The organism is Gluconobacter aidae, from assembly GCF_009547075.1.
GTDB lineage: Bacteria > Pseudomonadota > Alphaproteobacteria > Acetobacterales > Acetobacteraceae > Gluconobacter > Gluconobacter aidae.
On record NZ_WIPH01000056.1, the window covers coordinates 1 to 7,000 of the forward strand.

The following is a 7,000-nucleotide window of genomic DNA, read 5'->3' on the forward strand; positions in this document are numbered from 1 at the left end:
TCGAGATGAAAAAAGCCAATTGGGTAGCGTTGGAAGCGCTGGCGTTTGGGCTTGTCTCCTTCGATATCCGGAAGCCGGGATATCCCGTGGCGCTGAAGGCAGCGATGCAGGGCCGAGCGTGTCAGATGGGGAATGCTGGCCTGCAGGGCATAAAGGCAGTCATCCAGCGGCAGCAACGTATGCCGGCGAAAAGCGACTGCCATGGCTTCTTCGGTTTCTGTCAGGCTCGTTGAGCGAGGCTTTTTAGGGCCAGTTTTCTGATCTTCGACAGTCTGACGCTTCCGCCACTTTGCAACTGTTTTCGGGTTGATCCCGAACTCCTTGCTCAGCGTCGCGAGCGAAGCCTGCGATCGCTGTATTGCTGCTCGCACGGCGTGCGTGGTCGTGGCGCTCCCATGACGTATCTGTCCCATAAGGCTTCCTTCCACTCTCGTGAAAATAATACCCCATCAAAACACGGGACTAAACAGGCAGAACACCGGATCAGGTTGCCAGACAAGTATCTCGGGGGCACGCCCACGAGATACTTGTCATCCCATCAACCCAAAGCCATAAAAAACGGGGCACGTCAAAAAGAACCGTCAATCAGAACGTCCAAAGCCGCGAATCAGAAACAAGACACATCAACCCAACGGTTCTTCGGTCCCTCCAGCTTCGTCCCTTAGCGCGTTGCCACTTTGCGGCGAGCTAGAAGAAAAATGATAATCAAAACAAACAATCCTGCAGCAGCTATTCCTGCAACACTCATGCTATGAGCGTAGCGTGCTATAAAGGGCTTGGGGCCGCCACGTTTGAGCAGTTCGACATCGCTAGCGCTGACATGCAAGGCGTCATTCCCAAATCTGGAGAGAACATAGTTTGCAACAGCGGCAACCTGCTCGTTGTTCAACTGGCCTTCGAAGGCTGGCATCGCAACGGTTCCGTTGTTGGTGGCACGGTCCACGCCTTTGAGGATGGCCATAACCAGGTTCTGAGACGTTGGACCACCGACAATGGTGTTCGAGGTCAGTGAAGGATAGAACTGGTCATGTGTCCCCTGCCCGTTCAACTGATGGCACGATGCGCACGCACCGGTGTACAATTCCGCGCCATTGGTGCTTGTTCCCAGTGTCATCGCATCAGGGCTGCGGTCGATCGGTGCGTCAAGCTTTGCGATGTCTGCGGGCTTTGGCGTGCTGAAGCTGAAGCCCGGAACTTTCTGGTTCGGGTCCCGAACAGGCTTGACGGTACGCAGGTACTCGACAATCGAGCTCAGGTCAGAATCAGTGAGGTGACGCAGACTGTGTTCGACCGCTTCTGCCATGCCTCCTGCCGCCTGACTTTTGCCATGGGCACTTCCGTCACGCAGATAGGATTTAATGTCCTCGACACTCCATCCTCCAATACCACTGACAGGATCTGAGGTGATATTTGGCGCGTGCCACCCCCCGAGGTCCGCACCGCCGAGAAACCGGCTCTGGTCTTCAGACATGGCAATGTTACGCGGTGTGTGACAAGTCGAACAATGAGCCAACACGTTGACCAGATACTCACCGCGCTTGGCGCCCCCCTCTTGTGTGGTTGCGGCGGGCATGGGCTTTCCGCTCGCATACAGCACGTTCCATCCCGCCATCAACCAGCGTTGTGAGAACGGAAAGGGAAGATTCGTTTTCTTGACCGGGGCCTCATCGACAGGCTTGGTGCCTTTCATGAAGTACACATACAACGCGTGAATGTCGGCATCACTGATGCCTGAATACGCGGTATAGGGCATCGCCGGGTAAAGATTACCTTCAGGGGCCACGCCTTCACGAACGGCTTTAGCAAACTGGCCTTCGCTCCAGTTGCCAATACCGTAAGTCTTTGACGGCGAGATGTTGGAGGCAATGATGTCACCCAGCGGTGAAGAAATGACGTAACCGCCACCATAATCTTTGCCACCGGGATTGGTGTGGCAGGCCATACAATCTGCCGCGCGGGCAATGTAAGCCCCCTTTTTAATGAGATCGTCGGTGCCATCCTGAGCCATCGCGAAATGCGGGATGGCGGCAAGAGTAAGAAGGCCAAGACCAGCAATGAGAGAACGTGTCATGACTCAGACTTCCTTGGCGATAATATCGGCAGCGCGAATGGCGAAAGCCACGCCTGTCAAGGTCGGGTTGACGACACCGCAAGCCGGGATGACGCCAGTTGTCGCCATGAACAGGTTACTGTGGTCCCAGCTCCGGCAATCTTTATCGACCACAGAGGTCTTGGCATCATTACCCATAATGACGGTCCCCATGATGTGGTCACGGTTCTGCCAGCCGGTGTTGTCGTTAATAACTGTACCACCCATCGTCTGAACGAACTTTGCGTAATCCGCCTTGGCTTTGACAGCTCCGCGCTCGATGTAGTCGTCGGTATTGTAGTGGATGGTCATGGTCGGGATCCCCAGCGCGTCCTTGCGGATCGCCGAGGGCTGAATGCGATTTTCAGGGTTTGGAAGCAGTTCGAACACCGAGGAAATATCCACCCAACGTGCCGCCCAATCCTTGATTTTTTCATCGAGTTCGGGTCCCACGATGCCTTGGGACAGAAGATGCTGTGTGATAGCTCTGTTTGGCACGGTGTTGGTCAAGGCATGTTTGATGGCAGAATGTTCACGACGGAACTCACCATCACGCCAGTTGAAGATGCCACCTTGCTGAACCTGTCCGCGACCGGGCCATAGCGGCTCGTCTGCCAGGAACTGAAGCCCCATTCCGGTATGGTCCATAAGGTTGCGCCCGACCTGGTCGGACGAGTTGGCAACATCCGACATGAGCAGAAGCTTCGGGGTCTCGAGGCCATTTGCAGCGATGATGAAATACCGTGCGGTCAGGCGGATGTCTTTGTGATCGGACGTTCTGTAGTGCGCTGCGACAATTTTGCCGTCCGAACCCTTCTCGAGCTTATAGACCGTGGCGTCCTCGATAACTTTGCCGCCCATTTTTACGACGTGCTTAGCATGGACATCGCCGGAATACATGGCCCCGATGGGACAGACGGGCATGCAGTTGTTGTTGCCTGAGCAGCCAGGGCGACCATCCCAGGGCTGATTGGTGCGTGCATTGGGCTCATGGATGAAGTTGAACCCTTCCGGAGCCAGGCGGGCCTTAAGGCGCTGGAAGTAGTAGGTCTCCGCTTCGGGAGGCACTGGATACGGTGTGGAGCGGTGTGGAAACTGGCCTGCGCCGCCCTGTCCGGACTGATCCTGCGTGTCACTGCCGGCCACACCAAGATTGAACTCGGCGCGTCCGTAATAAGGCTCCAGTTCATCATAGGAAATAGGCCAGTCACGCCCGACACCATAAAGGGTCCTGAGCTTCATATCGTTGGGCAGGAAGCGCCAGGTGGCCGCTGCCCAGTGCCAGGTTGTACCACCGACCAGACGGAGCATTCCGGGAAGGAATTTGAAGTTGCCTGTATTTTCGATATAGTCCGGAGAGAACGAAGTCGGTGCCCAGGGCTGGTTGGGGTACGGGTCGTTATGGTTGCCTTTCCGCGGGGACGAGCGGAAGTTCTCGACAATTTTCCAACGCGGGATCCACTTGCCGGATTCCAGGACAATGACAGACTTGCCCTGTTTGAGAAGTTCATAGGCTGCGTTGCTGCCAACTGCGCCTGAGCCGACGACAATCACGTCTGCATCGTATTGAGTGGTCATGATTCTACCTACCTGAAATCAGCAATCAACCAGCGCTCTGGCTGGCGGGTGGGTTCACCCAGTAATTGGTGTGACCACGGGAATAGCTTGGGATGACGGTTGTGTCGGCTGTCGGCGCGTACATCAGGGCGCCCACATAGGTGATGAAGGTTGCGTCATCGACCGGATGGCCCACGGCGGGCGTGGCGTCCATGGCGGGTGTACCCGTATAGCCCAGATACCATGCGGAAATGATGCTCATCGCAACAGGAGCCTGATTGGCGTTCTGCTCAGCGAACTGCTTGAAGTCGGACATGTCCTTCAGACCATAGGTCTGCATGGCGCTGATGAGGCTGCCGACCTTCTGGGGAAAGCTGCTGTCCAGGGCCGTCAGGGCCGTGAGGATTCTGTTGGAAATTTCAGGGTTGAGCCCTGACTTTCCAGTCAGGGTTCCACACAGGCCATGAAACTCCGAAAGGGTGACGAGACCGGCTGCGCGCGCAAAGCCCGGAAGGCTGCCGAGAGCTGGAAGCGTCAATGATGTTGCGAGGACCTGCCGGCGGGAGAGACCCTTTTTCGTGAAGCGCATAGAGATAGATCCTCAAGTTCTAAAATACCGTTCTGACAGTGACGCAGGCTTTAACACCCTCAACATCCCGTCTTCCCTAGAAGGCAACATTCAAAACACTACTAAGTACGGCAGCGTCGTTAAAAACCGTCGTTCCACCGACATGGTTGACGTACTGGAAGTCGCCCTGAAGGGTGACACCGGTCCGGACATGATAGGTGTAATACGCTTCATAAATGGTCTCATGGCCCTGAATGCCGTATGGCGTTCCGAAATTGGCACCGACCAGCGCCAGACCGTTAGCAAGAGCAGCCTGCTGAGACAAAACGGCACTGCGGGAGAAATGGGCCCACTGGAAAGCGATGCCGATACCGTCCTCCGGGCGGCCCCACAGATGCCCTGTATCCATAAGCGCCGCGACGATATGGTGGTTGATCTGTGAGGTTTTACCGTCCGCGTAGGCGTATTGAGCACCGAAGACGAGGCCGTTGGATGGGCCATCGCCGTGTCGAACCAGCATCTGGTCTGCCATGACCCACACAGACGTCTGACCGCTTTGTTTGCGAGCGGGCAGACCCGTGACAACCCATGGCCGCCCGTTGATGTCCTCATACAGGTTGTTGTAGCGCGAATTGTCGTACATCGCTCCAACCTTGTAGTGACCGATCAGCTTGTCGTGTCCGAATTCAGGAATCCAGCCAATTTCAGCTTCCGTTGAAAGTTTGCCCAGATTGGATTGTCCCCAAGACCAGCCGGAGATACCGCCGTTATATGAATGTGGCGAGACGGCGAAGACACCTCCCATGACATAAACATGAGGATTGGGCATCAGGCGCAGCACGCCACCGATGTTGCCAGAAGGCCAGTCCCGCCCGCCTACGAGGTACTTCGTCGGCGTGACGTTTCCGCACATCCAGACGTTCATGAAGTTACACACCCAAGGGGCGTTGTTGAAAAACGTCCCGGTCGGGATCCAGCCGGTGGCTAGGTCGATTTTATGGTTGAACCAGGATTTCTCGAAATACGCCCAGACGAGATGGGCAACGACGTTTCCACGCGCACCGTAGATCTGCTGGACCTGATTGCCGTTATCACCAAAGGAGCGGCTGAGATTGGTTCCGTGCCCATTGACGATGAGGGTGTGCAGCCACAAATCATCTGACCACTGACCGGTTCCAAAAAGCTTGCGAAAGTCGATATCGACGGTGCTGCCAACCTGACCTGCAACGGTGTAGGTTTTTTTGCGACCACCTGACACATTCCCGGAAATCCCTTCGTACAGGGCAAGAGCGACGTAAACGCCGTGCTTTTGAAGCCAGGGCTGTATCCCGCCCCAGTCTCCAAGGGCGTGCGTCGTCCCATACGGCGCACCGAAGGATGGCGGACCATAGGGCGATTGCAGAAAACCAGGGATCGTCTGCTGCAGGTTTGTCATTTTCACAGATGCAGGCGAGCTCTGGGTGTTGGTCGCATTATCAGCGTAAGCTGCGGACGAACTCGCAAACAGTGTTACAGCGGCAACGAGGCAGCAGCGCCAAAGACGGTTAGAGCTCATACAAAGACAAGTCCAGCGCGTCAGAGAGCGTTAGCAGCGGCATGGACGACTGCGAGATCCTTCGAGCCATCGGGAGTGCTTATGGCAATGGAGCCGACGACAGTTTTGCCGACGAAGAGCGGAACACCACCTGGGTTGCTTGAGAGATCCGGCACAGCGAGATTGTGAACCTCTCCTTTGACCAGCCCTTCATAGGACACGTTGGTGTCTGTCTTGAAAATGGCGGCCGACTTGGCTTTTCCTAATGCTGCAGAGAGACAATTGGGAGTAGCATTCACCTGACGCTCGACATAAAGAGGAACGCCATCAGGGTCCGCGATAACGATACAGCCATTAATGTGCTGCTCGGCTAAAGCTTGGCGGGCGGCCGACGCCATCTTCAAAACATCTGCGTCCTCGAGTGCTGGCTTTTGCTCAACAGCCAATACCTGGCTTGCAGAGCCAAGGAACGTAGCGATTAAGATAGATGAGGTAACAAAAAAGTTGTTTTTCATAACATTTCCTATGTTCGGATCGCTCTGCATACGACATTCAACATAATACGACGCTTGAAAATTCCGTGATCAGCACACAGTTGCGTTTTTATTTTAATGCCTGAGCCTGATGGGCTCGTCGAAAAACGGACCACCGGAGGATATGCCGGACCCGGATCTGGGCCTGGGTGATTTTCACGACGAGGCGACAGATTTCCTGAATTGACCACTGGATAAGCTTTTGCGCGTTGGAAGCGGTCTTTTTTTGAGCGCAAGGACGTTCGCCTGGGAGCGCACGGCGGCCATCATGGCGTGGGCGAGCATGACCAGAGAGACGTGGCGGTGCCAGCCGTGCCAGGAACGGGTCTCGTTGTGGTCAAGGCCAAATTCGTTCTTGGCGGTCTCAAAGCCTTCCTCGATCCGCCAGCGCGCGCCTTCAACGCGGGCCAGCGTTTCAAGCGGCGTCCCCTGGGGGCACCAGGTTATGAAATAGCGCAGATCGCCATCAGCGGGATTGCGGCGGACCAGCAGGCCTCGGGTCCATGTTCCGGTCAGGGTGTCAGCATATTCCGACGCGTGGAGATCGGCCATCGGGCAATACAACCAGTCATACCATCGCTCGCCCTTGGTACCGTGCCCGGCCGAACACCGGACCCAGGCTTCGTCAGGCAGGGTGCTGATAATCTCGCGGGCCTCGCCGACCCACATCACGTCAGGTCGCCAGGAGTAATGAGGTGGTCTCGCCTGTTTGGATAGGT

General features: G+C 55.9%; 6 protein-coding genes and 1 pseudogene. All 7 read right to left on the reverse strand.

Annotated elements, in window-relative coordinates:
- Positions 1-413, reverse strand: a pseudogene (locus GFJ39_RS13045) (IS481 family transposase); the annotation flags it as partial.
- Positions 414-661: 248 nt separating this feature from the next.
- Positions 662-2,071, reverse strand: a complete 1,410-nt coding sequence (locus GFJ39_RS13050; protein ID WP_153431806.1) for a cytochrome c — start codon at positions 2,069-2,071, stop codon at positions 662-664.
- A 3-nt stretch (positions 2,072-2,074) separates the two neighbouring features.
- Positions 2,075-3,667: a GMC family oxidoreductase gene (locus GFJ39_RS13055; RefSeq protein WP_153431808.1), complete on the reverse strand. Its 1,593-nt coding sequence runs from the start codon at positions 3,665-3,667 to the stop codon at positions 2,075-2,077.
- 25 nt (positions 3,668-3,692) lie between these two features.
- Positions 3,693-4,235, reverse strand: coding sequence for a sugar dehydrogenase complex small subunit (locus tag GFJ39_RS13060; RefSeq protein WP_153431810.1), 543 nt, complete (start codon positions 4,233-4,235; stop codon positions 3,693-3,695).
- 76 nt (positions 4,236-4,311) lie between these two features.
- On the reverse strand, positions 4,312-5,649 hold the full coding sequence (locus tag GFJ39_RS13065) for a carbohydrate porin (RefSeq protein WP_228391959.1): 1,338 nt from the start codon (positions 5,647-5,649) through the stop codon (positions 4,312-4,314).
- 140 nt (positions 5,650-5,789) lie between these two features.
- The gene (locus GFJ39_RS13070) at positions 5,790-6,263 is read right to left on the reverse strand and encodes a GlcG/HbpS family heme-binding protein (RefSeq protein WP_194285384.1); all 474 of its coding nucleotides are present in this window, start codon (positions 6,261-6,263) and stop codon (positions 5,790-5,792) included.
- Between the two features lie 174 nt (positions 6,264-6,437).
- On the reverse strand, positions 6,438-7,000 hold a 563-nt coding region (locus tag GFJ39_RS13075), incomplete at its 5' end, for a transposase (protein ID WP_153431815.1).